General features: G+C 73.8%; 20 protein-coding genes. 8 read left to right on the top strand and 12 right to left on the bottom strand.

The window, feature by feature from the left end:
- Positions 1–138: 138 nt before the first annotated feature.
- On the top strand, positions 139–1,770 hold the full coding sequence (locus ACFY4B_RS08040) for an AMP-binding protein (RefSeq protein ID WP_387966859.1): 1,632 nt from the start codon (positions 139–141) through the stop codon (positions 1,768–1,770).
- 64 nt (positions 1,771–1,834) lie between these two features.
- The gene (locus tag ACFY4B_RS08045; protein ID WP_049656735.1) at positions 1,835–2,266 is read left to right on the top strand and encodes an SRPBCC family protein; all 432 of its coding nucleotides are present in this window, start codon (positions 1,835–1,837) and stop codon (positions 2,264–2,266) included.
- Between the two features lie 78 nt (positions 2,267–2,344).
- Here ACFY4B_RS08045 and ACFY4B_RS08050 read toward each other — a convergent pair whose 3' ends face one another.
- Positions 2,345–2,746, bottom strand: coding sequence for a YccF domain-containing protein (locus tag ACFY4B_RS08050; RefSeq protein ID WP_387966860.1), 402 nt, complete (start codon positions 2,744–2,746; stop codon positions 2,345–2,347).
- A 232-nt stretch (positions 2,747–2,978) separates the two neighbouring features.
- On the opposite strand from ACFY4B_RS08050, the gene ACFY4B_RS08055 reads away from it, so the two are divergent.
- Positions 2,979–3,956 carry a helix-turn-helix transcriptional regulator gene (locus tag ACFY4B_RS08055; protein WP_049656999.1) on the top strand — a complete coding sequence of 326 codons (978 nt, stop codon included), beginning with the start codon at positions 2,979–2,981 and terminating at the stop codon, positions 3,954–3,956.
- A gap of 64 nt (positions 3,957–4,020) precedes the next feature.
- Here ACFY4B_RS08055 and ACFY4B_RS08060 read toward each other — a convergent pair whose 3' ends face one another.
- The 10 genes from ACFY4B_RS08060 to ACFY4B_RS08105 form a co-directional block, all read right to left on the bottom strand.
- Entirely contained in the window at positions 4,021–4,980 is a 960-nt protein-coding gene (locus ACFY4B_RS08060) for an aldo/keto reductase (protein WP_387966861.1), read from the bottom strand.
- The gene (locus ACFY4B_RS08065; RefSeq protein ID WP_387966862.1) at positions 4,955–6,019 is read right to left on the bottom strand and encodes a YbhN family protein; all 1,065 of its coding nucleotides are present in this window, start codon (positions 6,017–6,019) and stop codon (positions 4,955–4,957) included. The genes ACFY4B_RS08060 and ACFY4B_RS08065 overlap by 26 nt, the downstream gene beginning before the upstream one ends.
- Positions 6,016–7,056: a glycosyltransferase family 2 protein gene (locus ACFY4B_RS08070; protein ID WP_387966864.1), complete on the bottom strand. Its 1,041-nt coding sequence runs from the start codon at positions 7,054–7,056 to the stop codon at positions 6,016–6,018. The genes ACFY4B_RS08065 and ACFY4B_RS08070 overlap by 4 nt, the downstream gene beginning before the upstream one ends.
- Positions 7,049–8,212 (bottom strand): endonuclease/exonuclease/phosphatase family protein, encoded by a 1,164-nt coding sequence (locus tag ACFY4B_RS08075; protein ID WP_387966865.1) that lies wholly within the window; start codon positions 8,210–8,212, stop codon positions 7,049–7,051. The genes ACFY4B_RS08070 and ACFY4B_RS08075 overlap by 8 nt, the downstream gene beginning before the upstream one ends.
- On the bottom strand, positions 8,206–9,225 hold the full coding sequence (locus tag ACFY4B_RS08080) for a decaprenyl-phosphate phosphoribosyltransferase (protein ID WP_375877123.1): 1,020 nt from the start codon (positions 9,223–9,225) through the stop codon (positions 8,206–8,208). Before ACFY4B_RS08080 ends, ACFY4B_RS08075 begins: the two co-directional genes overlap by 7 nt.
- Before the next feature lie 20 nt (positions 9,226–9,245).
- A complete protein-coding gene (locus tag ACFY4B_RS08085) occupies positions 9,246–10,343 on the bottom strand; it encodes an NAD(P)-dependent oxidoreductase (protein WP_241852879.1) in 1,098 nt (365 codons plus the stop codon).
- Positions 10,340–11,410 (bottom strand): glycosyltransferase family 2 protein, encoded by a 1,071-nt coding sequence (locus tag ACFY4B_RS08090; RefSeq protein ID WP_387966867.1) that lies wholly within the window; start codon positions 11,408–11,410, stop codon positions 10,340–10,342. Before ACFY4B_RS08090 ends, ACFY4B_RS08085 begins: the two co-directional genes overlap by 4 nt.
- 11 nt (positions 11,411–11,421) lie before the next feature.
- Positions 11,422–13,062, bottom strand: coding sequence for a Rieske 2Fe-2S domain-containing protein (locus tag ACFY4B_RS08095; protein ID WP_387966868.1), 1,641 nt, complete (start codon positions 13,060–13,062; stop codon positions 11,422–11,424).
- Between the two features lie 183 nt (positions 13,063–13,245).
- On the bottom strand, positions 13,246–13,563 hold the full coding sequence (locus ACFY4B_RS08100) for a hypothetical protein (protein ID WP_387966869.1): 318 nt from the start codon (positions 13,561–13,563) through the stop codon (positions 13,246–13,248).
- A gap of 36 nt (positions 13,564–13,599) precedes the next feature.
- A complete protein-coding gene (locus ACFY4B_RS08105; RefSeq protein ID WP_158077701.1) occupies positions 13,600–13,740 on the bottom strand; it encodes a hypothetical protein in 141 nt (46 codons plus the stop codon).
- Positions 13,741–14,141: 401 nt separating this feature from the next.
- On the opposite strand from ACFY4B_RS08105, the gene ACFY4B_RS08110 reads away from it, so the two are divergent.
- Positions 14,142–15,188 carry a VanZ family protein gene (locus ACFY4B_RS08110; RefSeq protein WP_375877120.1) on the top strand — a complete coding sequence of 349 codons (1,047 nt, stop codon included), beginning with the start codon at positions 14,142–14,144 and terminating at the stop codon, positions 15,186–15,188.
- A 37-nt stretch (positions 15,189–15,225) separates the two neighbouring features.
- Here the strand turns inward: ACFY4B_RS08110 and ACFY4B_RS08115 are convergent, their stop codons facing one another.
- Positions 15,226–16,296, bottom strand: coding sequence for a YncE family protein (locus tag ACFY4B_RS08115; RefSeq protein WP_387966870.1), 1,071 nt, complete (start codon positions 16,294–16,296; stop codon positions 15,226–15,228).
- 135 nt (positions 16,297–16,431) lie between these two features.
- On the opposite strand from ACFY4B_RS08115, the gene ACFY4B_RS08120 reads away from it, so the two are divergent.
- The 4 genes from ACFY4B_RS08120 to ACFY4B_RS08135 all read left to right on the top strand — a co-directional run bounded on the left by ACFY4B_RS08120 (position 16,432) and on the right by ACFY4B_RS08135 (position 21,993).
- The gene (locus tag ACFY4B_RS08120; protein WP_049657470.1) at positions 16,432–17,325 is read left to right on the top strand and encodes a LysR family transcriptional regulator; all 894 of its coding nucleotides are present in this window, start codon (positions 16,432–16,434) and stop codon (positions 17,323–17,325) included.
- A 94-nt stretch (positions 17,326–17,419) separates the two neighbouring features.
- A complete protein-coding gene (locus ACFY4B_RS08125) occupies positions 17,420–17,932 on the top strand; it encodes a hypothetical protein (RefSeq protein WP_387823228.1) in 513 nt (170 codons plus the stop codon).
- A gap of 146 nt (positions 17,933–18,078) precedes the next feature.
- Positions 18,079–19,722, top strand: coding sequence for a multicopper oxidase family protein (locus ACFY4B_RS08130; RefSeq protein WP_387966871.1), 1,644 nt, complete (start codon positions 18,079–18,081; stop codon positions 19,720–19,722).
- 249 nt (positions 19,723–19,971) lie between these two features.
- Positions 19,972–21,993, top strand: a complete 2,022-nt coding sequence (locus ACFY4B_RS08135) for an amino acid transporter (protein ID WP_375877115.1) — start codon at positions 19,972–19,974, stop codon at positions 21,991–21,993.
- Positions 21,994–22,109: the final 116 nt, after the last annotated feature.

A 22,109-nucleotide genomic window follows, 5' to 3' on the forward strand; every position in this document is an offset into this window, starting at 1 on the left:
CGCGCGCTGGGGCCGTCCGTCGACCATGACGGGCGGCCCCAGCGCCGTGTCCGTACCCCCGTTCGGGGGTGGCGGCGCGGGGCCGGCGCCCGCGACCATGGACCCCGTCCCGCACCGCCGTCCCCAGGGAGCCCGCCCGTGCCGACCACGCCGACCCCCCGCAGCTACGCCTCCGGCACCTCGGACGTCCCGCTGCTCGGCGACACCATCGGGGAGAACCTCGACCGCGCGGTGCGCGCCTTCCCCGGGCGCGACGCCCTGGTCGACCGGGCCACCGCCCGCCGTTGGACGTACGCCGAACTCGCCGCCGACGTCGACGCCCTGGCGCTCGGCCTGCTGGAACTCGGGATCGCCAAGGGGGACCGGGTCGGCATCTGGGCCCCCAACTGCGCCGAGTGGACGCTCACCCAGTACGCCACCGCCAAGCTCGGCGCGATCCTGGTCACGGTCAACCCGGCCTACCGCGCCCACGAGTTGGAGTACGTGCTGAACCAGGCCGGCATCCGGCTGCTGGTCGCCGCCGAGCGCTTCAAGACCTCCGACTACGCCGGGATGATCTCTGAAGTGCGGCCCCGCTGTCCGGAGTTGGAGCACGTCCTGCTGCTCGGCGGCCCCGACTGGGACGCCGTGACCGCCGCCGGACGGCGCGCCGACCCGGCCCGACTCGCCGAACGGCAGGGCGAGTTGGCCCCCGACGACCCGATCAACATCCAGTACACCTCCGGGACGACCGGCTTCCCCAAGGGCGCGACGCTCTCCCACCACAACATCCTCAACAACGGGTACTTCGTCGGGGAGTTGCTCGCCTACACCGAGCAGGACCGGATCTGCATCCCGGTGCCGTTCTACCACTGCTTCGGCATGGTGATGGGCAATCTCGCCGCCACCTCGCACGGCGCCTGCATGGTCATCCCCGCCCCCTCCTTCGAGCCCGGCGCCACCCTGGCCGCCGTCGCCGCCGAGCGCTGCACCTCGCTGTACGGCGTGCCGACCATGTTCATCGCCGAGCTGGCCGACCCGGACTTCGACCGCTACGACCTCGGCAGCCTGCGCACCGGCATCATGGCCGGCTCGCCCTGCCCGAGCGAGGTGATGAAGGAGGTCATCGGGCGGATGGGCATGGCGCAGGTCTCCATCTGCTACGGCATGACCGAGACCTCGCCGGTCTCCACCCAGACCCGGGTCGACGACCCGGTCGAGCGGAGGGTCGCCACGGTGGGCCGGGTCGGCCCGCACCTGGAGGTCAAGGTGGTCGACCCGGCCACCGGCCGTACCGTCCCGCGCGGCGAACCCGGCGAGCTCTGCACCCGCGGCTACTCCGTCATGCTCGGCTACTGGGGCGAGCCGGAGCGCACCGCCGAGGCCGTCGACGCCGCCCGCTGGATGCACACCGGGGACCTCGCGGTGATGGACGAGGACGGCTACCTCGCCATCACCGGCCGGATCAAGGACATGGTGATCCGCGGCGGCGAGAACCTCTACCCGCGCGAGATCGAGGAGTTCCTCCACACCCACCCGGACATCCTCGACGTCCAGGTCATCGGCGTCCCCGACGCCAAGTACGGGGAGGAGCTGATGGCCTGGATCCGGATGCGGGAGGGCGCCGAGCCGCTCACCGCCGAGGCCGTCCGCGGGTACTGCGCCGGCCGGCTCGCCCACGTCAAGATCCCGCGCTACGTGCACGTGGTCGAGGAGTTCCCGATGACGGTCACCGGGAAGATCCGCAAGGTCGAGATGCGGGCGCAGGCCCAGCGGATCCTGGGGTTCTGACCGGGGCCCGCCTCCGCCCGGGCGAGTCCGGGGAGCGCGCCGGCCCGCCCGGCGGGAGAGTGTGATCATGCTCGACGTCACAGTGGAACGCCTGATCCCCCTCCCGCCCGCCACGGTCGCCGCCTACGCGATGGACTGGCGCCACGACTCCGAGTGGACCCGGGGCATCCGCAGCGCCACCCTCACCCGGGAGGCCGACACCGGCGGCTTCGGCGCGGGCGCCGAGGTCACCCGGACCGCGCACTTCCTGGGCCGGTCCTTCTCGTACGTGCTACGCGTGTCGCGCCACGACCCGCCGACGGTGCTCGACATGGTCTCCGTCGCCGGGCCGATGCCCATGCGCGTCACCTACACCTTCGAGCCCACCCGGACCGGCACCTTCGCCCGCATCCGGGTCCGCGGCGGCCTCCGCCTGGCCGGCCCGCTGATGTCCCGCCCCGTGCGGTCCGCCCTCACCGCGGACCTGCGCGCCCTGGAGTCCCGCCTCGGCCGCTGACGCCCGCCCCCCGCGCGCGAACGCGGACGGCCGGCGCGGGCTGCTGCCCGTCGCCGGCCGTCGAGGTCCGTGTCCCGGTTACCGCGCGCCCCACTCCCGGTCCGTCGGCACGATCTCGCGGCCGAGCGGCATCAGCGAGATCGGGATCATCTTCAGGTTGGCCCACCCGAAGGGGATGCCGATGATCGACAGGAACAGCGGGATGCTGGTGATCAGGTGCCCGATCGCCAGCCACCACCCGGCGAAGACCAGCCAGATCACGTTCCCGACGCACGACGCCGGCCCGGCGTCCGGCCGCTCCACCGCCGTCCGCCCGAACGGCCACAGGATGAAGCCGGCGATCCGGAAGGAGGCGATGCCGAACGGGATGGTGACGATGAGCACGCAGCAGATGATTCCCGCGAGCACGTAGGCAAGCGCCATCCAAATGCCGCAGAAAAGCAACCAGATGACGTTGAGGATGAACTTTATCGCCTTCATGGTCGGTACCTTCTCACGGCCGGTGACTTGCAGCTACGACCGTGGCATGCCCGTGGGCGGCTGTGTCCACGCCCCTAAGGGGTGGTTCTCAGGGTCCGGTCGGGGGCGTGGGGCGGTGGCCGGGTTCCCGGGGCGGGGCGGTGGGCATCCGAGAAATATTGGTATAGACCTAGTCGGCGAGCTGGCTTAGCCTCCCTGTGGTGACGAGCGGGACCATACGGGGGTATCTGCTGTGCTTGAGGTGCTGGGCATCGAACCGTCGGCGGAGGCGGTGTACCGGCTGATCGTGGAGGAGCCGGGGTTCCGGGTCGTCGACATGGCCGAGCGGTTGGGGTGGAGTGAGGAACGGGTGCGGGTCGCGTTGAACCGGTTGGCCGAGCTGGACCTGGTGAACCTGGAGGACGGCTGCCGGGACGCGGTGCCGTTCAATCCGGACGTCGGGTTCGGGTTCCTGCTCTCGCGGGCGACCGCGGACCTCAGCCGGCGCCAGCGGCAGATCGAGTCCGCCGAGCAGGCGGTGACGGCGCTGAGCGCCCGGTTCAACGCCAACCGGGCCTCGCGGTACGAGGTCATCCACCGGCTGGAGGGGCTGGACATGGTCCGCAAGCGGCTGGAGGACCTGGCCTCCACCGCTGAGCGCGAGTGCCTGTCGCTGCTGCCCGGCGGCGCCCAGCTGCCGGACACCATGGACGCCAGCGAGCCGCTGGACCGGCAGGCGCTGGAACGCGGGGTGCGGATCAGGAGCGTCTACCAGGAGAGCTTCCGCAACGACCCGGCGACGCTGGAGTACGTCCGCTGGTTCACCCGGCTCGGCGGGCAGGCCTGCACGGTGCCCTTCCTGCCGCTGCTGCTGGTGGTGGTGGACCGGGAGACCGCGCTGGTGCCGATCGACCCGCAGGACGGCCGCGCGGGCGCGCTGGAGGTGCGGACCCCGGGGGTGGTGAGCGCGCTGGCCCTGCTGTTCGAGGAGTTCTGGGCGGCGGGCACGCCGTTCGGCCAGGACCCGCGCCGCAACGAGCACGATCTGACGCCCCAGGAACGGGAGTTGCTGCTCCTGCTGAGCATCGGCTGCACCGACGAGGTGGCCTCCCGGCGGCTCGGGCTGTCGCTGCGCACGGTGCGCCGGATGAGCTCCCAGCTGATGAACCGGCTGGGCGCCCGCAGCCGGTTCGAGGCGGGGGTGCGCGCGGCGAAGGAGGGCTGGCTCTGACCGACGGGCACGGGGCCGGGGCCTGTCCCGCACGACAGGCCCCGACGGCTGGCGGGAGGTCCGGTCAGGCCGCGGTGTCCAGCCGTCGGCGCTGCTCCTCGTCGAGGACGAGGTCCAACGCGCCCAGGCTCTCCTCCAGTTGGGCGACGGAGCTGGCGCCGACCACCGGGACGGTCGGGACGGGGTGGCCGATCAGCCAGGCCAGCACCACCTGGTTGACGGTGGCGCCGGTCTCCTCGGCCACCTCCGCCAGTACGGCCAGCCGGGCCTTCGTCTCCGGCCGCTCGTACTCCGCGCGCAGCGGGCGGTCCGGGCGGCAGTACGAGCCGCCGAGCAGCGGGGAGTAGGCGAGCAGCGCCATCGACGGCCGCGCCGCGAGGTACGAGAGCAGGGCCTCGTCGGCGTGCTTCTGGACGCCGAAGTCCGCGTCGGGCCTCGGCCGCAGGTAGCTGTGGCGCTGCTGGACGCACCGGTAGCCGGGCCAACCCCGGTCGGCGGCAAGGTCGTTGGCGTCGGCCAGCTGGGCGGCGCTGTGGTTGCTGCACCCGAGGGCGGTGACCTTGCCGTCGGCGACCAGCCCGGCGAAGGCGCCCATGGTCTCCTCGACCGGTGTGGCCGGGTCGGCCACGTGCGCGTAGTACAGGTCCAGCCGGTCGGTGCCGAGGCGGCGCAGGCTGCCCTCCGCCGCCTCCCGCACCGCGCGGGCGGACAGGCCCTCGATGTGCTCGGGGAAGGGCAGTCCGGGCACCGGTCGGGCGCCGAGCTTGGTGGCGAGCACCAGGTCGTCGCGGTTGCCGCGGCGGGCCGTCCAGCGGCCGAGCAGTTCCTCGCTCTCGTAGCCGTTCGCACCGGGCGCCCAGAAGGCGTAGTTGTTCGAGGTGTCGATGAACGTCCCGCCGGCTTCCGTGAACCGGTCGAGGATCGCCGTCGAGGTCTCCTCGTCGACGGTGGTGCCGAAGGTCATCGCGCCGAGACAGAGCACGCTGGCCGACTGGCCGTCAACTCCGAGGCTGCGGTACCGCATCAGTCTTCCCTCCAGGGGGATCGGCAGTGGTGTCGCCGGGCGCGGCCGGGGCAGTGCCCCGCCGCGACCTGGTCACCAGAATCATTACCCCGGCGGTGCCCAGTTCGGCCACTGTGCAGACCAGCCGGGAGACGATCGCGGCCGCGCCGGCCGTGGAGACCGGCACGACCGTCGACAGCGACAGCACCAGGACCATCTCCCGGGCGCCCAGGCCGTCCGGGAGGACGATCGTCAGCGTGCCCGCGACGGTGGCGAGCGCGAACCCCCCGACGCAAGCCGCCAGCGAGCGGCCGGGCGGCCCGCCCAGGGCGACCACGATCAGCCACAGGTGCAGGCCGGCCGAGAACCAGGACAGCAGGGCCAGGGCGAGCGAAACCCGCACCGCGCGGGGCGAGTTGCGCCCGGACGGCGGCGGCCGGCGGAACAGCCGGGCGCCGTGCTCCACCGCCGCGCCGATCAGGCCCGGACGGACCACGAAGCAGAGCAGGACGAGGACCGGCAGGGCCAGCCACCAGGTGTTGCCGCCGAGCACGGCGGGCGCGATGCCGAGCGCGGCGAGGCAGGCGGTCAGCATGGTGATGCCCAGGCTGACCACGTAGGTGGTGACCATCCGTCCGGCCGTGGCCCCGTACTCGGCGCCCAGCTGGATGTGCGCGAGCAGCCCGAAGACCGGGGTCGGGAGGAACTTGCCGAGCAGCCCGCAGAAGAAGATCCGGGCGCTGCCGAACAGCCCGACGGGCGGCCCCAGGTCGTCCAGGACGGCCCGCCAGGACAGCAGGCCGAGCAGCAGCCCGCCGACGTTCGTCAGTACGGACAGCGCCAGCAGGGCCAGGGACCAGCCGTCCGCCATCCTGGTCACCAGGCTCCAGGCGTCGTTGCGGGCCACCGCGACCAGGCCCGCGATGCCGGCCACCAGGAGGACGGCGGTCAGCAGCCGCCGCCGGCCCCGCGGCGGGCCGGCCGACGGTGGCGCGGCTTCCGAAAGGCCCCCGGACGCGCCGTCCTTCGCGACGCCGTCCTTCGTGACACCGTCCGTCATGACGCCGGGTGCCGCGGCCGCCGGAAGCCGCGTTCGGTGAGCGCCCGCACCGCGCCCCGGGCGACGCCCGCCACCAGCGCGGTGTGCAGCAGGAAGTGGTAGCCGACGAACACCGGGTAGTACCGCAGCCCCTGGTCGCGCACCACGAACCGGGCCAGCCCCGGGTCCGCCACCGCGAACCAGGCCACGCCCAGCGCCGGGAGGACGGCCGCCTTGGGCGTGAGCAGCAGCAGCGGCAGGCTCCCCCAGGTGGCGGCGGTGGCCAGCACGCCCGGCATCCGGTTCGCCTTGAGCGCCCCGGGGCTGAAGCGGTGGGCGCCGGCGAACGCCACCAGCAGCTGCGAGCGCCGGTACTGCTCGCCGAGCAGCGCGCCCAGCCGCTCCACGTCGTCGTGCCGGCCGGTGATGCGCTCGGTCAGCAGGATCGGGTACTTCGCCGCCAGCCGCTCGCTGTACTCCACGTCCTCCGACTCCCGCAGGGTCTCGTCCAGCGGGCCGATCTCCTCGTACACCTCCCGCCGGATGGCGCACATGGCGAAGAAGACGGTGCGCACCCGGCCGGTGGCGCGCCGGCGCCACCAGTACTCGTGCAGGACGCGGTAGCGCTCGACCGGGCCGTCGTCGAACAGCGCCCGCTTGCCGACCACCCCGTGGACGCAGCCGAGGTCGGGCTGCTCCGTCAGCAGGGCCACGGCGTTCGCGACCGCGTCCGGGTCCAGCGCGATGTCGGAGTCCAGGAAGAACAGGATCTCCCCGGTGCTCTCGGCGGCCCCGCGGTTGCGGGCGACGGACACCCCGCCGTTGCGCTGGGTGATCAGCCGGACGGGGTAGCGCCGGACGATCTCCGGGGAGCGGTCCGAGCTGCCGTCGTCGACGACGAGCACCTCGTGCACGGGGTAGGTCTGGGCGAGGGCGGACTCGACGACCGCCGCGATGGTCTTCTCGTAGTTGTAGTTGGGGATGATCACCGACACGGTGGGCCGTGCGCCGGCCGTGGGTGCCTCCGGACCGGTCATGTGTGCCTCCGGATCAGCCATGTGTGCCTCCCGTTGCGGGCCCGGTGATCCAGGCGTCCTGGCGGAGATGGTCGGATGTGCCCTCGGGGCTGCTCAGCGAGTAGCGGTGGGTCCGGGAGCCGTGTGCGGTGAACGCCCAGTCGAAGCGCCACCAGTCGTGCCAGCTGCCGGCGTCCCAGGACATCGGCAGGACCGTGTCGCCCGCGTCCGCCGCGTCCTGGGTGAGGCCGCGCAGCTCGTTGAGGTCGCCCATGCCGGCGTTGGTGTTGAAGTCGCCGGCGATGAACAGGGGGTCGGGGTTGGCCCGGACGTCCCGGACCAGCCCGTCGAACTGCTGCCGGCGCTCCCGCTGCCGGCGGTGCACGTCGGCCGGGAAGTCCTGCGGGGGCATCCCGTAGGCGACCGGTACGAGCATGTGGACGTTGTAGAAGGACATCACCGAGCCGTTGACCGCGAGGTCGGTGCGCAGCACCTTGGCCCCGGCGAAGACGCGCGACCAGTCGCCCTCCCCGCGCGCCCGCAGCTCCTGGTCCGGGCCGACCGGTGGCTGCGCCACCACGGGGAACCGGGAGAGGGTCACCAACTCGCCCCGGGTGACCACCTGGTAGCCCGGGAACTCGCGCTTCAGCCGGGCGGTGTCGTCCACCTCGCGGGCGCCGTCGGCGCCGGCCGCGTCGTCCCAGTGCAGGTACTCCTGGAGCAGGTACACGTCGGCGTTCTGGGCCTTGAGGTAGGCGTAGAACCGGTCCGGGTCCACGTCGGAGCCCCAGTACTCGGTGTTCTGCGCGACGACGTGGATCGCGCCGGTCGGCACCGTCCGGTCGGCCGTCGCCGCGGCCAGCGTCAGCCCCGACTGGTCCAGCCCGACGGCGAGCGAGAGCACGCCCATGACGGCGGGCCAGCGCACCCGGCCGCGGCCGCGGCGCAGCCGGACGGCGAGCGCGGCCAGCAGCACCAGCAGCGGGACGCCGAGCAGGACCGGGGGCGGGGCGGCCCCGGGGACGACCCAGAACCAGGCCCGGCCGGTCAGGGCCTCCTGGAGCGCGCAGAACAGCAGCCACCCGGCGCTCACCGCGGCCAGCAGCCGGACCGGCCAGGTGGCGGCCCGGTCGGCGAGGAACCAGGACCGCCGGGGCCGGGGGAGCGCGAAGCGCCCGGGCTGAGGGGCCGTCACCATGACTGCACCGCCAGCAGGAGTCCGAAGCCGGTCAGCCACAGTCCGCCGACGGCGAGCATGGTCCGGTCCGTGAAGAGGGTCCGGGTCGGTTCGCCGCCGCCCTCGCTGACCAGCAGGATCTGCAGGTAGCGGGCGATCGCGAAGACCGCCAGCGGGGTGGAGAGCAGGATCCGCAGCTGGCGCATGCCGCCGGCCGCGGCGTCGCTCTGCAGGAAGGACACGTAGGCGAGCACGGTCACCGAGGCGGCGAAGGTGACCATGCTGTTCAGGAACGGGACGGAGTAGGCGCGCAGGGCCGGCCGGTGCAGCTCCGAGGGCCCGCCCTGCACCGAGGTCAGCTCGTGCCGGCGCTTGCCGAAGCCGAGCAGGATGCAGACCGAGAAGACGCAGAGCAGGAACCAGGAGGAGATCGGGACGGAGGCCGCCATCGCGCCGGCGCAGACCCGCAGCACGAAGCCGGTGGCGATGACGAAGACGTCGACCACCGAGACGTGCTTGAGGACGAAGCTGTACAGGATGTTGGTGACCGCGTAGACGAGCACGGGGACGGCGGCGGCCCCCGCGGCCGCCGAGCCGGCCAGCAGGGCGAGGTAGAGGACGGCGCCGAGCACGATCGCGACCGGGACCGGGACGGCCCCGGAGGCGATCGGGCGGTGGCGTTTGACCGGGTGGCGGCGGTCCCGCTCCCGGTCGGCGAGGTCGTTGACGACGTAGGTGGCCGAGGACGCGAGGACGAACAGGACCAGGACGGGCAGGGCGTCGGCGACGGCCGGCCACGGCGAGGCGCCGGACGCCAGCAGGGGCAGCACCAGGACGACCGCGTTCTTCGGCCACTGGAACGGTCTGACCAGCCGGAGCAGGCCGCGCACCAGCGAGCCGCGCCGGGGCTCCCCGGGCAGCCCGGACCCGCCGGGCTCCTCGGGCAGGTCGGCGGGCGGGGGGCCGGTGGCCCCGTCGGGCGGATGCACCGGCGGGCCGACGAGGCCCTTGCGGTACTCGCTCGCAGTACTCACTTCCGTTCCCTTCGCTGCTGTCAGAAGAGGACCTTGACCGTGCGCAGGGCACCCTCGCGCCAGCGGTCGGAGTGCGTCCGGCCGGTGGTGCCGGCCACGGCGGACCGGTTCGCGCGGTACCAGGTGAAGCTGCGCTCGATGGCGGTCGCGTTGGAGTGGCGGGGGGTGAAACCGAGCACCTCGCGGGCGTCGGTGATGTCGACGCAGGAGTCCCGGGTGAGCTTCTGGACGAGGCGTCCGTAGACCGGGGACAGCCGCAGCGCGGCCAGCGTCCGCAGAGCGGCCTTCGCCGGGCCGAGCGGCAGCGGGACGACCCGCTTGCCGTGGCCGGCGAGGTCCAGGACGACCTGGCAGTCCTCGCGGAACGAGCCGTACTCGGCCGCGCCGACGTTGAACTCCCGGTTGACCCGCTCGCCCGGCAGGGTCAGCACCGCGGTCACCAGGTCGCAGAGGTCCTCGACGTCCAGCATCTGGTTGAGGGTGTGGCCGCCGCCGAGGACGGGGAAGCCCCGGCCGTCGAGCGCCCAGTCGAAGAGCATCGCGAAGACGCCCAGCCGGCCCGGGCCGATGAAGGTCTTCGGGCGCAGGACGGGCACGCACATGCCCCGGTCGCGGTAGTCGGCGCACAGCCGCTCGGCCGCGATCTTCGCGGCGTTGTACGGGTCGACCGGGACCAGCGGGTGGGTCTCCGGGGTCGGCGTGCGCTCCGGCAGGCCGTACACCGCGGTGGAGGAGATGTGCAGCACCCGGTCGGTCCCGGCCCGCCGGGCGGCGTCCAGGACGGTGCGGGTGCCGTCGACGTCCACCGAGCGGATCTCCGCCGCCGGGTGGCTCGGCAGGGCGGCGGCGCCGTGCACCACCACGTCCGCCTCGGCCGCCAGCCGGCCGAGCAGGGTGCGGTCCCGGACGTCGCCGACCACCGCCTCCACGGAGGGCAGGGCGGCGAGTCCGGGCGGCAGCGGGCGGCGGTCGAGGGCGACCACCCGGTGGACGGGCGAGCTGCCGAGCCGTCGGACCAGGGCGCTGCCGAGGAAGCCGGCCGCGCCGGTGAGCAGTACGCGCTGGGGTCGGGCGGTGGGGCGGGGGCCGTCGGGCGTCACGGGGCTGTCGGTGGTCACGGGCGGCCTGCCGGCGGGGTGGTCGGGCCGGGGGCACCGGCGAGCGGCGGACGGGCGGCGCCCGCCGGCGGCTCCTGGCGCCGGTACAGCCGCCGGAACCGCGGGCTCAGCAGCCACTGGCCGGCCCCGACCGCCGCGCCCGCCGTCACCGCGGTGCCCGCCGCGAAGTGCAGGGCGGTGTACGCGACCGCCGTCGGGACCCCGCGCTCGCGGACCAGGAAGGCGTGGAAGCCGCGGTCGGCGAGCACGGCGCCGGCCGCCAGGGCGGCGGTGGCGGGCAGCGTCCGGCGGGACACCAGGGCCAGCGGCAGCGAGGCGACCGCGCCGGCCGCGGCGAGCGCGGCGACGGCCCGGGAGCGGGTCTCGAACCCGCGCATGAAGCCCCGGTGGTCCACGTAGAGCGGCACCCGCAGGCGCGCCCGGCGGAACAGCTTGCGGACCAGCCCGGACAGCTGCTCCTCGTCGTTGTGCCGCCCGACCACCGCGGAGCTGAGCTCGATCCGGTGGGTGGCCGACAGCCGTACGCCGAAGTCGATCTCCTCGGTCTGGCGCAGGGCCGGGTTGAGCCCGCCGGAGTCCAGGAACAGCGACCGGCGGATGGCCGCCAGGGCCGAGAACCAGGGGGTGACGGTGCCCTCGGAGCTGATCCGCCAGTAGTACGACTGGAGGATCCGGTAGTCCCCGACCCGGGTGGTCGGCAGCAGCGGCTCCTTGGCGGTGATGCCGCACACCGACCCGGTCTCCGGGTCGGCGGCGAGGCGCTCCACCGCGGCGGCGACCGAGGTCGGGGAGAGGCCGACGTCGGCGTCCAGGAAGAACACGATCTCGCCGCGGGCCTCCCGGGCGCCGCGGTTGCGGGTCTCGGCGGGCCCCGCGTTGCGCTCCTGGCGGACCAGTCGGCACGGGTACTTCTCCGCCACCAGGGCGGAGTCGTCGGTGCTGGCGTCGTCGACCACGACGATCTCGAGGTTGGGGTAGGTCTGGGCGGTCACCGCGTCCAGGCAGGCGGGCAGTGTGCGGGCGTCGTTGTAGAGCGGGATGACCACCGACACCAGGGGAAGGGTCATGTCTGTCCTGTTCAGGCCGCGGGGATCTCGGGCAGGTCCGGGTCATCGTCGGACGGGTTGACCCGCGCCTCGCTGATGATCTTCCGGTCGTCACTGGTCAGGCAGCGGCCGGTGGCCAGGTCGAACTCCCAGTCGTGCAGGCGGCAGGTGAGGATGCCGTCCCGGTGGGAGCCGAACCGGACCAGGTCCGCCTTGAGGTGGGGGCAGAGCCGCTGGACGACGTGGTCGCCGGCCCGGGCGCGCTCCTCGGTCTGGCTCAACTCCGCGTAGTAGCCCTCGACATAGGCCATCCGCTCGGTCGAGAGAGAGGCGAAGAAGGTGGTCACGAACTCGTTGAAGGGCCCCTTGCGGGCGGCCTTGAAGCGGCAGGACAGGAACAGCTCGTTCGCCCAGTCGGGGCAGCGCTCGGCGACCATCCGCTCCACCAGCGGCCGGGGCAGCTCGAAGCGGTAGCGGCACTCCTCGCCCGCCCAGCGGGCCACCCGGCGGTCCAGGAAGTCGAACAGGATCTGCTCGGTGGGTGCGGCCCCGGCTCCGGTCCCGCCGTCGGCCCCCTCCTCGGCTCCGGTCGCGTCCGGGGTGTCCACCACCTCGACCAGGACCCGGCCGTTGATGCCCTCGCAGGTGCGGTCGGCGTACTGCAGCAGCGGCTCCACCCACTCCCGCAGGCCGGTCAGCAGGTCGGTGCGGGTGGTCGGCCAGCCGGCCTTCTCCGCGCGGATCCGGTCGGCCCGGCGGGCCTGGTACTCGCGCAGGTAGCCGGTGCGGTCGTCGCGGATCCGGGCGACCGTCCGCTCGTCGACCTGCTCCAGCCGGCAGCTGCGGTCCGGGCCCAACTCGGCCACGGTGCCCGGCAGGAGGAGGTGGGTGTTGGTCACCCCGCGCTCGCGGAGGAAGTCGAGGAAGACCCACTGGTCGGGGAAGATGTTGGCGTCGTCGCCGTCCAGGTCGTTGAGGTGGAAGAGCTCCTCGTCCAGGAAGCAGGGCGGCCCGGCGAACGGGAAGACGTGCTCGGCGCCGTACTGCTCGACGTAGTTCAGGGCGCGGGCCATGCCGTTGCGGCGCTTGCGGCGGCCGACGGTCTGCTTCATCCGGGCGGGGAAGTCGTACACCATCGGGTACCAGATCGCCCCGGAGTACTGGAGGAAGTGCCCGGCGAGCGGCCCGAAGGACCTGATCCGGGGCTCGTCGACCGGGCGGGCGTCGTTCTGGTTGAGGATCCGGGTGCCGTTGTCGTCGATGAGGATCGCGGAGTCGCCGATCGGGCCGTCGGTCGGCGAGGTGAGCGCGTTGACCATCACCTGGACGCCGCCGTCCAGTTGCGTCGGTTCGAGGTCCCGGGTCTGGACGAAGTGGCGGAAGCCGAGGCCCTCCAGGGACGTCCGCAGGTCGCGGACCGGGTAGTCCGGCAGCAGCACCACGGTGTCCTTGGACATCCGGGTCCGCAGCCACTCGGCGTCGAAGTGGTCGTGGTGAAGGTGGGAGACGTACAGGTACTCCGCGGTGTGCAGTTGGGCGGTGTCCATCGCCTCGTTGTCGGGGAACGGGAACCACGAGGCGAAGAACGCCGGATTGAACCAGGGGTCGCAGAGGATGCGCCCGGCACTGGTCTCCACGAGCAGGCCGGCGTGGCCGACGGATGTGATGCGCATGAGTCTCCAATGGCGGTCGAGCGACTTCAGGAGGAGGCGGCCGGGGAGAGGCAACGGCCGTGGGGGGAGCCACCGTTGGGGGAGCGGCCGCGGTGCCGTCCGGGCGGGCGTCAGCGGCCGTCCGTGGGCCCTGTCGGCGGTCGTGGACGGGCGTGAGCGGCCGTGAGCGGTCGTCAGCGGCCGTCAGTGGGTGTCGCGCCGCGGGCCGGCGGGCCGGTCGAGCACGTTGAAGTCCGTGACGGCGAACCGGGCGAGCGCCGTCGGGCCGGCGACGGCCCGGTGGGCGATCGCGATGGCGCGGCCGACGGCGTCGGTCAGGTCGCAGCCGGCGAGGTAGAAGGTCAACCGGACACCCCGGGGGGTGATGTGGACGTGGAGGTGCTCGACGCCGTCGCGGGCGGACGTGACGCTGTCCAGGGCCGAGAGCACGGCCCCGACGGTCGGCCGGGTGCCCGCCGACCCGCCTGTCGCGGCGGTCAGCAGCACGCCGACGAGGTGCACCGGAAGTCCTGGGAGCTCTGGGGGGGAACCGGCCGGTCAGCCCCAGGAGAAGCCGCTGCCCACCGCGGCCGGGAAGGCCTGCGGGAGCGGGCGGAAGGGAAGCGGGGCGACCGGCGCGGTGGTGAGCCCGGTCGTCGTCCGGCGTACGGGGCCGCGGGAACGCGCGGAGGTGAACATGGGGAAGTCCTCCGAATCCTGGGGGGTTTCGGGCCGCTCTCGTTCGTCCGCGGCCTCGGTGGTCCCAAGATTCGCACGGGCCCCGGTGCGCTCACACGGGTTCAGGGTGACACCAAACGCGTGGCAGCTTCGGGCCAGGAAGGGGACGTCGCGCCGACCCCGGATGAGCTGCGCGGCAGTCGACTTGGCAGGTTTCGGTCAGGCGGAAGGTGTCAGCCCGCCGCCGTCCCGCGTTCCGCGATGCGGACAGCCGGCGGCCGCCCCCGGGAGGGAATACGTGCAGGTCCCTCGCGTGGACGGCTCGGTCTCGCGAGGGACCTGAGGGTGGGTCCGGGGCCGGAGCAGGCCGGTGCCACGGCTGGGGTAGCGTTCCTTTGCCTACCCTTGACCCGGAAGACCTGATGATCGAAGCAAGCTACTCGGCCGTCCCCGCCCTCCTGCTCGTGTTCGCCGTCCTCGGGTCGGCGCTCGCCCTCGGAACCGCCCGGTGGGCCCGCCGGAGAGGCATGGCGGTCCCGACGGCGGTGCTGTGGGGACTGAGCCTGGCGGGCGAACTGGCGGTGACGCTGACACCGACGGCCACCGGGTACTCGGGGCCGCCGAGTTGCACGATCGGGCCCGGCATGTGGGCCGACGCGACGGCGCAGCAGGGGCTGATGAACATCGCGCTCTACCTGCCGCTGGCGTTCTTCGGCGTGCTGCTCTTCCGACGGCCGGTCACCGTGCTCGCGGGCTGCGCGGTGCTGTCCGCCGTCACCGAGGTCGTCCAGACCCTGCTCGGGACCGGACGCGCCTGCGACGGTGCGGACTTCGTCGACAACGCGGCCGGCGCGCTGCTGGGGACGCTGCTCGCCGCCGGCTGGCTGTTGGCGCGGCGGCGCGGGCTGCCCAGGCTGCGCCGGGACCTCGTCCACGGGCTGGTGCTGGGCGCCGTCGGGCTGGCGGGGGCGGGGCTGGTGGTCCACTTCGGGATCCGCACGTACCGGGACTCGCCGGGCCTCTTCGCTCCGCCGTCCGACGACATCGCGACGGCGCAGCGGGTGGCGGAGGGCGTGTTCGGCCCGCGCACGCTGGTGGACACCACCACGACCACCGCCGACCCCGGGCTCACCCAGCAGATCATGGACGTCAGCACCGACCGCGGCGACCTCCGGATCGAGCAGCCCAGCGGCCGTCTGCTCGCCGTCGCCGCCGCCACGCCCTCAGCCGACGCGGCCGGCTCGCCCGCCCTCACCCCGGAGCAGGTCGTCGCCGCCGGCCGGGCCTTCGCCGACACCTGGTTCGCCGACCGGATCGCCGGCCTGACCCCGACCGTCACCCCCGCCGGCCCGAACGGCGCTGCCCGCACGCTTGGTTACCGCCGCGAGGGTACGGCCGCGGGGCAGCCGGCGGTGCGCCTCGACCTGACCGTGGGCGCCGACGGCCGCATCCTGACAGCCGCCTCGTAGTCCCTGGTCCTCGAACTCCCGTGGTCCGTCCCGGGATTCAGGCGGGGCTGGGCAGGTACGCCAGACCGTGCGCGCCCGCCTCGCCGAGCCGGGGGACCTCCAGTCGGGCCACCGGCTCCAGCGCCGCCAGGTCGATGACGTCGACGGTGGAGGAGACGGCGCAGGAGACGTAGGCGAGGCGGCCGTCGGGGGAGGAGGTGACGGTGAGCGGGAAGAGGCCCACCTCGACGGAGCCGAGCCGCTGGTGGCCGTCGGCGGCGAAGACCGTGAGACGGCCGGGGAGTTGGCGCCCCAGCGGGGAGCCGTCGGGGACGCTGCGCACCTCGCCGGCCAGCAGCCTGCCGGTCGGGGTGAGGTGGACCGGCAGGGCGGGGGAGTCCGTCGGGAGGACCTCCGTGACGGAGGCGGTCGCGACGTCGATGACGCGGATGCCGGGGGTCGGGGCGGGCGTGGTGGTGGTCGAGAGGTACGGGCCGGCGGCGTAGACCCGGGCGCCGTCGGGGGAGGCGGCCAGGCCCTCGCTGCCGGGAACCTCGACCTTGGCGGTCAGCACGCCCCGGTCGAGGTCGACGACCGAGACGAAGGGCGCCTCCTTGTTGGTGGCGAAGCCGGTCCGGCCGTCCGGGGTGATGGCGAACCAGTGCGGACCGGGCGCCTCGGTGTCGATCCGGCCGAGCGGGCGACGGGTCCCGGTGTCGATGACCACGACGCCGCCGGGCCGGTCCGGGCCGCCCTCCACGCTGACGTACAGCCGGCCGCGGGCGGTGTCCAGGGCCAGTCCGTGCGGGCCGTGTTCGGGGGCGAGGTCGACCACGTCGACGACCCGCCGGGTGTCGGCGTCGATGACGGTCACCTCGGTGCGGCGGCCGCTGTTGGCGCCGTAGTAGCCCGAGTGGTAGGCGCTGGTGCACCAGAGCAGCCGCCGGGTCGGGTCGAAGCAGAGCTCGTGCGGTTGGGCGAGGACCCGGACGGTGTCGAGGTGCCGGTCGGTGGCGGCGTCGAAGAACAGGATGTTCGAGCCGCTCTGGCTGACGACGGCGAGGACGTCGCCGGTGCGGTCGGAGCGGTCGGCACGCTCGGTGCGGTCGGTACGGGAGGGCTGCGACATGAGGACTCCTCGGGGAGGGCTTCGCGGTTTCGCGGTCGTTTCCACTGTCGTCGGCAGCCGCGGCGGGAGCCATGCAAGGATCGGCATCGGATAGTTGCCCAGAATGCAAAGACCCAGGTCAGGAGCGGACGGCCGATGGATCTCAACCTGCTGCGGGCGCTGGACGCCCTGCTCCAGGAGAACAGCGTGACCCGCGCCGCCGAGCGGCTCGGCACCTCGCCGGCGGCCGTCAGCCGGATGCTGGCCCGGCTGCGCCGCGCCGTCGAGGACCCGCTGCTGGTGCGCGCCGGGCAGGGCCTCGTCCCGACCCCGCGGGCACTCGAACTGCGGGAGGAGGTCGGCGCGTTGCTGCGCGGTTGCGACAGCGTGCTGCGCCCTGGCGCCGGCTTCGACCCCGTCCACCTCGACCGCACCTTCACGCTGCAGGCCGGCGAACTGATGCTGGTACGGACGGCGGGCGCCCTCGTCGAGCGGGTCCGGGCGGAGGCCCCGCGGGTGGACGTGGTCTTCCTGCCGGAGGCGCTGGAGGACGGGCCGGCGCTGCGGCAGGGGCTGGTGGACGTCGAGCTGGGCGTGCTCGGCCACCTGGACACGGAGGTCCGCACCCGGCAGCTCCTCCGCGTCCCCCTGGTCGGCCTCGCCCGGGCGGGCCATCCGCTGTTCGACGGCCGCCGGATCACCGCCCGCCGGTTCGCCGCCGCCGACCACATCGGCGTCTCCCGGCGCGGCAAACGGCTCGGCCCGATCGACGCCGGGCTCGCCGAACTCGGGCTCCGGCGCCGGGTGGCGGTGGTCGTGCCCAGCCACACCGGCGCGATGCTGCTCGCCCGGGACAGCGACCTGGTCACCCTCGTCCCCGAGGACTGGCTGCCGGACACCGTCGCCGCGCTGGGCCTGCGCACCTTCCCGATCCCGCTGGAACTCGCCCCGCTGGAGCTGGGGATGGCCTGGCACCCGCGCAACTCGGCCGATCCGGGGCACCGCTGGTTCCGCGAGCACGTGGCGGCCGCGGTGCTGGGGCGGGAGTAGCCCCCTGCGGGGGTGCGCCCCGGCTCGGTCCGCGGTGTGCGGTCGGGATACCCTGCCGGGGTACATGGCAGTGGCTGGGGACAGGAGGCGGAGGATGGTGCGGTCACGGCCGTTCGGTCCGCCGGTGCCGTGGGCGCCGCGCCTGCTGCTGCTCGCCGCGCTGCTGTTCGGCATCGTGACGATGCACACGCTCGGTCATCCGGGCGGCGGGCACGGTGGTTCCGGCGGGTACGGCGGACACGGTGGTTCCGGCGGGCACGAGGGAGCGGGGACGCACGCCTCGGCCGTGCACCCGGCGCACCCCGCGGCCGCCGTCCACCACGGCCCGGCCGCCGCGCCCATGGAGGCCGCCTCCGCCGTCGACCCCGCCATCTTGGCCGCCTCCGCCGTCGACCCGACCATCGCCGGCGGCATGGACCCGATGGCGGTCTGCCTCGCCGTCCTGGCGGGCTGGACCCTGGTGCTGCTCCTCGCCGGCCCGCTGCTGCGCCGCAGCGGCGACGCCGCCGCCGAGGTACGGGCCCGACTGCTGCGGGCCGTCCGCGCGCTGCCCCCGCCCGGGGGCGGGCGGATACTCCTCACCCGGCTTTCGGTGCTGCGCCAGTAGGCGCGCGCCCGCCGTCCCGTGCCCGCGCCCGCCCTGGAGCGCCCGCGCGCACGTCCACGCGCCCGCTCGCGCCCCGCAGCGCCCGCGCACGGAACGGCCGACGCGACGTCCTGCACACCCACACACCGCACGAGGTGCACTCCGCCATGCGCACACCCCCCCGTCGTACCGTCCTCGGCGCCGCGCTCGCCGCCGCCGGGACCGGCCTGCTCACCGCCTGCTCCTCCGGCTCCATGAAGGGCATGGACCACGGGTCCATGGACCACGGCCCCACGAGCGGCACGACCGGAGCCGCCGCCCCGGCCGGCTACCTCGCCCCGAACGGCCCCGAGGTCGCCGCCGCCGAGGCCCGGCGCAACCCCGGCCCGGAGCGGAAGGTCGCGCTCACCGCCACCGAGACCACCCTGGACCTCGGCGGCCGCACCGTCCGCAGCTGGGCGTACGGCGACCGCCTGCCCGGCCAGGAGGTGCGCGCCACCCTCGGCGACACGCTCGCCGTCACCCTCGCCAACCACCTGCCGCAGCCCACCACGCTGCACTGGCACGGCCTCGCGCTGCGCAACGACATGGACGGCGTGCCGGGCGTGACCCAGGCCGACGTCCGGCCCGGCGCCTCCTTCGAGTACCGCTTCGCGCTCGCCCACCCGGGCACGTACTGGTTCCACCCGCACTCCGGCGTCCAGCAGGACCGCGGCCTGTACGCCCCGCTGATCGTGGAGGACCCCAGGGAGCCGCTGGCCTACGACAAGGAGTGGGTCGTCGTCCTGGACGACTGGGTGGACGGTGTCGACGGCAGCACCCCGGACGCCGTCCTCGCCGAACTCGCCCGGGGCATGGGCGGGATGGACCACTCGGGCGGCTCCGGCCACGACATGCCGGGGATGACGGGGATGCCGGGCCACGACATGGCGGGGATGACTGGGACGGGCAGCGCCCCGGGCGGCACCCCGAACGCCGCAGGCCCGTCCCGGATGCTGATGGGCGCTCAGAGCCAGCTGCTGGGAGGCGACGCCGGTGACGTCGCGTACCCGTTCCACCTGGTCAACGGCAGGCTCGCGACCGCGCCCGAGACCTTCACCGCCAAGCCCGGCGACCGGATCCGGATCCGGCTGGTCAACGCGGGCGGCGACACCGCCTACCGGGTCGCCCTCGGCGGCCACGAGCTGACCGTCACCCACACCGACGGCTTCCCGGTCGAACCGGCCACCACCCAGGCGCTGCTGCTCGGCATGGGCGAGCGCTACGACGTGCTGGTGACCGCCAAGGACGGCGCCTTCCCGCTCACCGCGCTGGCGGAGGGCAAGAACGCCACCGCCCTGGCCGTGCTGCGCACCGGCGGCGGCGCCGCGCCCGACGCCGCCGTCCGCCCGGCCGAGCTGGACGGCCGGCTGGTCACCGCGGGGCAGCTCAGGGCCGCCCCGGACGTCCGGCTGCCGGCCAAGACGCCGGACCGCACGGTGAGGCTGGAGCTCACCGGCGGGATGGCGAAGGCCGACTGGGCGTTCAACGGCCGCCGGTACGACCCGGCGCAGCGCTACCCGGTGGCGGCGGGCGAGCGGGTGCGGCTGGAGTTCCGCAACAGCACCGCCATGTGGCACCCCGTCCACCTGCACGGTCACAGTTTCGCGCTGCCCGGGGACGGCCCGCGCAAGGACACCGCGGTGGTGCTGCCGGGCACGACCCTGGCCGTCGACTTCGACGCCGACAACCCGGGCCTGTGGATGGTGCACTGCCACAACGTCTACCACGCGGAGACGGGCATGATGACCGTCCTCGGCTACCGGGCCTGATCGCGGACTCCCCCCCCGCGCGAAAGTGCCCGGGTTCCACCCCGAAAAGACCCCGAACCGCTCCGGCGGTTCGGGGTCCCGCCGTCTCCGGCACCCGGCGCACTCCGGCGTGCCACCGGCACCGACCTGCGGCGTCATGACGATTTCTTAACGCGGCCCGGTAGCGGATCCTTAACGCCGGTCGCATAGCCTGACGCACTGCCGTCGCCCGACGGCGTTTTTACGGGGTCTTTAAACAAGAGGTGCAAGGTGGTTTCGTCGGGTTCGACGGAGACGGCGGAGTCGGACGCGCCGTCGGCGCGAATACGCCTCCGCAGCTGGCTGCTGGAGGACGTGACCGCGGAGAAGCCCGCGCGGCAGTCCGCCGACGAGGGCGCCCCGGAGGCGCCGACCGGGGGCGCGGCGGCGGGGGACTCCGCCGCGCACGGCACGCCCGCCGGCCAGCGCTGGTGGCGGGTGATGTGCCTGACCGGCCTGGACTACTTCTCGACGCTCGGCTACCAGCCGGGCATCGCCGCCCTGGCCGCGGGCGTGCTGTCGCCGATCGCCACCATCGTGCTGGTGGTGGTCACCCTGCTGGGCGCGCTGCCGGTCTACCGGCGGGTGGCCAAGGAGAGCCCGCGCGGCGAGGGCTCGATCGCGATGCTGGAGCGGCTGCTGTCGTTCTGGAAGGGCAAGCTGTTCGTCCTCGCGCTGCTCGGCTTCGCGGCGACGGACTTCCTGATCACCATCACGCTGTCCGCCGCCGACGCGAGCGCGCACCTGGTGGAGAACCCGCACCTGACCGGCTTCCTCGGCGGCAAGCAGGTGGTGATCACGCTGGTCCTGGTGGCCCTGCTCGGCGCGGTCTTCCTCAAGGGCTTCAGCGAGGCGATCGGCCTGGCGGTCTTCCTGGTCGGGACGTACCTGGTGCTGAACGTGGTCGTGGTGGCCGTCGGCCTCTGGAAGATCGTCTCGGCGCCGCACGTGGTCACCGACTGGACGGACGCGCTGACCGCCCAGCACGGCAACCCGATCGTCATGGTCGGCGTGGCCCTGGTGACCTTCCCGAAGCTGGCGCTCGGCCTGTCCGGCTTCGAGACCGGCGTCGCCGTGATGCCGCACATCAAGGGCGACCCCGACGACACCGAGGCGAACCCGGCCGGCCGGATCCGCGGCACCCGCAAGCTGCTGACCACCGCCGCCGTGATCATGAGCTGCTTCCTGATCGCCACCAGCTTCATCACCACGCTGCTCATCCCGGCCGACCAGTTCAAGGCCGGCGGCGACGCCAACGGCCGCGCCCTGGCGTACCTGGCCCACGAGTACCTCGGCGGCGCCTTCGGCAGCGTCTACGACCTCTCCACCATCGCGATCCTCTGGTTCGCCGGCGCCTCCGCCATGGCGGGCATGCTCAACCTGCTGCCCCGCTACCTGCCGCGCTACGGCATGGCCCCGCACTGGGCCCGCGCGGTGCGGCCGATGGTGATCGTGCTGACCCTGATCGGCTTCCTGGTCACCTGGATCTTCGACGCCGACGTGGACGCCCAGGGCGGCGCGTACGCGACCGGCGTGCTGGTGCTGATCAGCTCCGCCGCCATCGCGGTGACCATCGCCGCGCACAAGAAGCGCGAGCGCGGCTGGACCGTCGCCTTCGCGGTCATCGCGGCGATCTTCCTCTACACCACCGTGCTGAACTGCCTGGAGCGGCCGGACGGCCTGAAGATCGGCGCCTGCTTCATCGCCGGGATCGTCCTGGTCTCGCTGCTCTCCCGGCTGCGCCGCGCCTTCGAGCTGCGTGTCACCAGCGTCGCCCTGGACGACGTGGCGGAACGTTTCATCAGGGACTACGCCCACCGGCCGCTGCGGCTGATCGCCAACGAGCCGAACAGCCGGGACCTCGCCGAGTACCGCGACAAGATCCACCAGATCCGCGCCGACAACGACATCCCCGGCGAGGACGACCTGGTCTTCGTCGAGGTGACCGTCCGCGACGCCTCCGACTTCGAGGCCGCGCTGACCGTGCGCGGCGAGGTGCTGCACGGCCGCTACCGGGTGCTCACCCTGGAGAGCTCCAGCATCCCGAACGCGCTCGCCGCACTGGCGCTCAACATCCGGGACCGCACCGGGCAGCAGCCGCACCTCTACTTCGAGTGGACCGAGGGCAGCCCTTTCGCCCAGTTCCTGCGGTTCTTCCTGTTCGGACAGGGCGAGGTCGCCCCCGTCACCCGCGAGGTGCTGCGCGAGGCCGAGCCGGACCGCTCGCGCCGCCCGCGCGTCCACGTCGGCTGACGGCCTGCTTCCGCTGCGAGGCCCGTACGCTGCGGCCCCTACGCCCCGGTCCGTCCGCCCCGGCCCGTCCGCTCCTGGTGAGCGGACGGGCCGGCGGCGTGTCCGGGGCGGAACGA

The sequence above is a fragment of the Kitasatospora sp. NPDC001261 genome, from assembly GCF_042896795.1.
Taxonomy (GTDB): domain Bacteria; phylum Actinomycetota; class Actinomycetes; order Streptomycetales; family Streptomycetaceae; genus Kitasatospora.

What these genes read in the sequence shown, in the direction of transcription:
- ACFY4B_RS08050 (WP_387966860.1), bottom strand. Translation starts at nt 2,746, where the DNA reads ATGAAGGCGATAAAGTTCATCCTCAACGTCATCTGGTTGCTTTTCTGC.
- ACFY4B_RS08060 (WP_387966861.1), bottom strand. Translation starts at nt 4,980, where the DNA reads ATGCGGTACCGCAGCCTCGGAGTTGACGGCCAGTCGGCCAGCGTGCTC.
- ACFY4B_RS08065 (WP_387966862.1), bottom strand. Translation starts at nt 6,019, where the DNA reads ATGACGGACGGTGTCACGAAGGACGGCGTCGCGAAGGACGGCGCGTCC.
- ACFY4B_RS08070 (WP_387966864.1), bottom strand. Translation starts at nt 7,056, where the DNA reads ATGGCTGATCCGGAGGCACACATGACCGGTCCGGAGGCACCCACGGCC.
- ACFY4B_RS08075 (WP_387966865.1), bottom strand. Translation starts at nt 8,212, where the DNA reads ATGGTGACGGCCCCTCAGCCCGGGCGCTTCGCGCTCCCCCGGCCCCGG.
- ACFY4B_RS08090 (WP_387966867.1), bottom strand. Translation starts at nt 11,410, where the DNA reads ATGACCCTTCCCCTGGTGTCGGTGGTCATCCCGCTCTACAACGACGCC.
- ACFY4B_RS08095 (WP_387966868.1), bottom strand. Translation starts at nt 13,062, where the DNA reads ATGCGCATCACATCCGTCGGCCACGCCGGCCTGCTCGTGGAGACCAGT.
- ACFY4B_RS08105 (WP_158077701.1), bottom strand. Translation starts at nt 13,740, where the DNA reads ATGTTCACCTCCGCGCGTTCCCGCGGCCCCGTACGCCGGACGACGACC.
- ACFY4B_RS08110 (WP_375877120.1), top strand. Translation starts at nt 14,142, where the DNA reads ATGATCGAAGCAAGCTACTCGGCCGTCCCCGCCCTCCTGCTCGTGTTC.
- ACFY4B_RS08115 (WP_387966870.1), bottom strand. Translation starts at nt 16,296, where the DNA reads ATGTCGCAGCCCTCCCGTACCGACCGCACCGAGCGTGCCGACCGCTCC.
- ACFY4B_RS08120 (WP_049657470.1), top strand. Translation starts at nt 16,432, where the DNA reads ATGGATCTCAACCTGCTGCGGGCGCTGGACGCCCTGCTCCAGGAGAAC.
- ACFY4B_RS08125 (WP_387823228.1), top strand. Translation starts at nt 17,420, where the DNA reads ATGGTGCGGTCACGGCCGTTCGGTCCGCCGGTGCCGTGGGCGCCGCGC.
- ACFY4B_RS08130 (WP_387966871.1), top strand. Translation starts at nt 18,079, where the DNA reads ATGCGCACACCCCCCCGTCGTACCGTCCTCGGCGCCGCGCTCGCCGCC.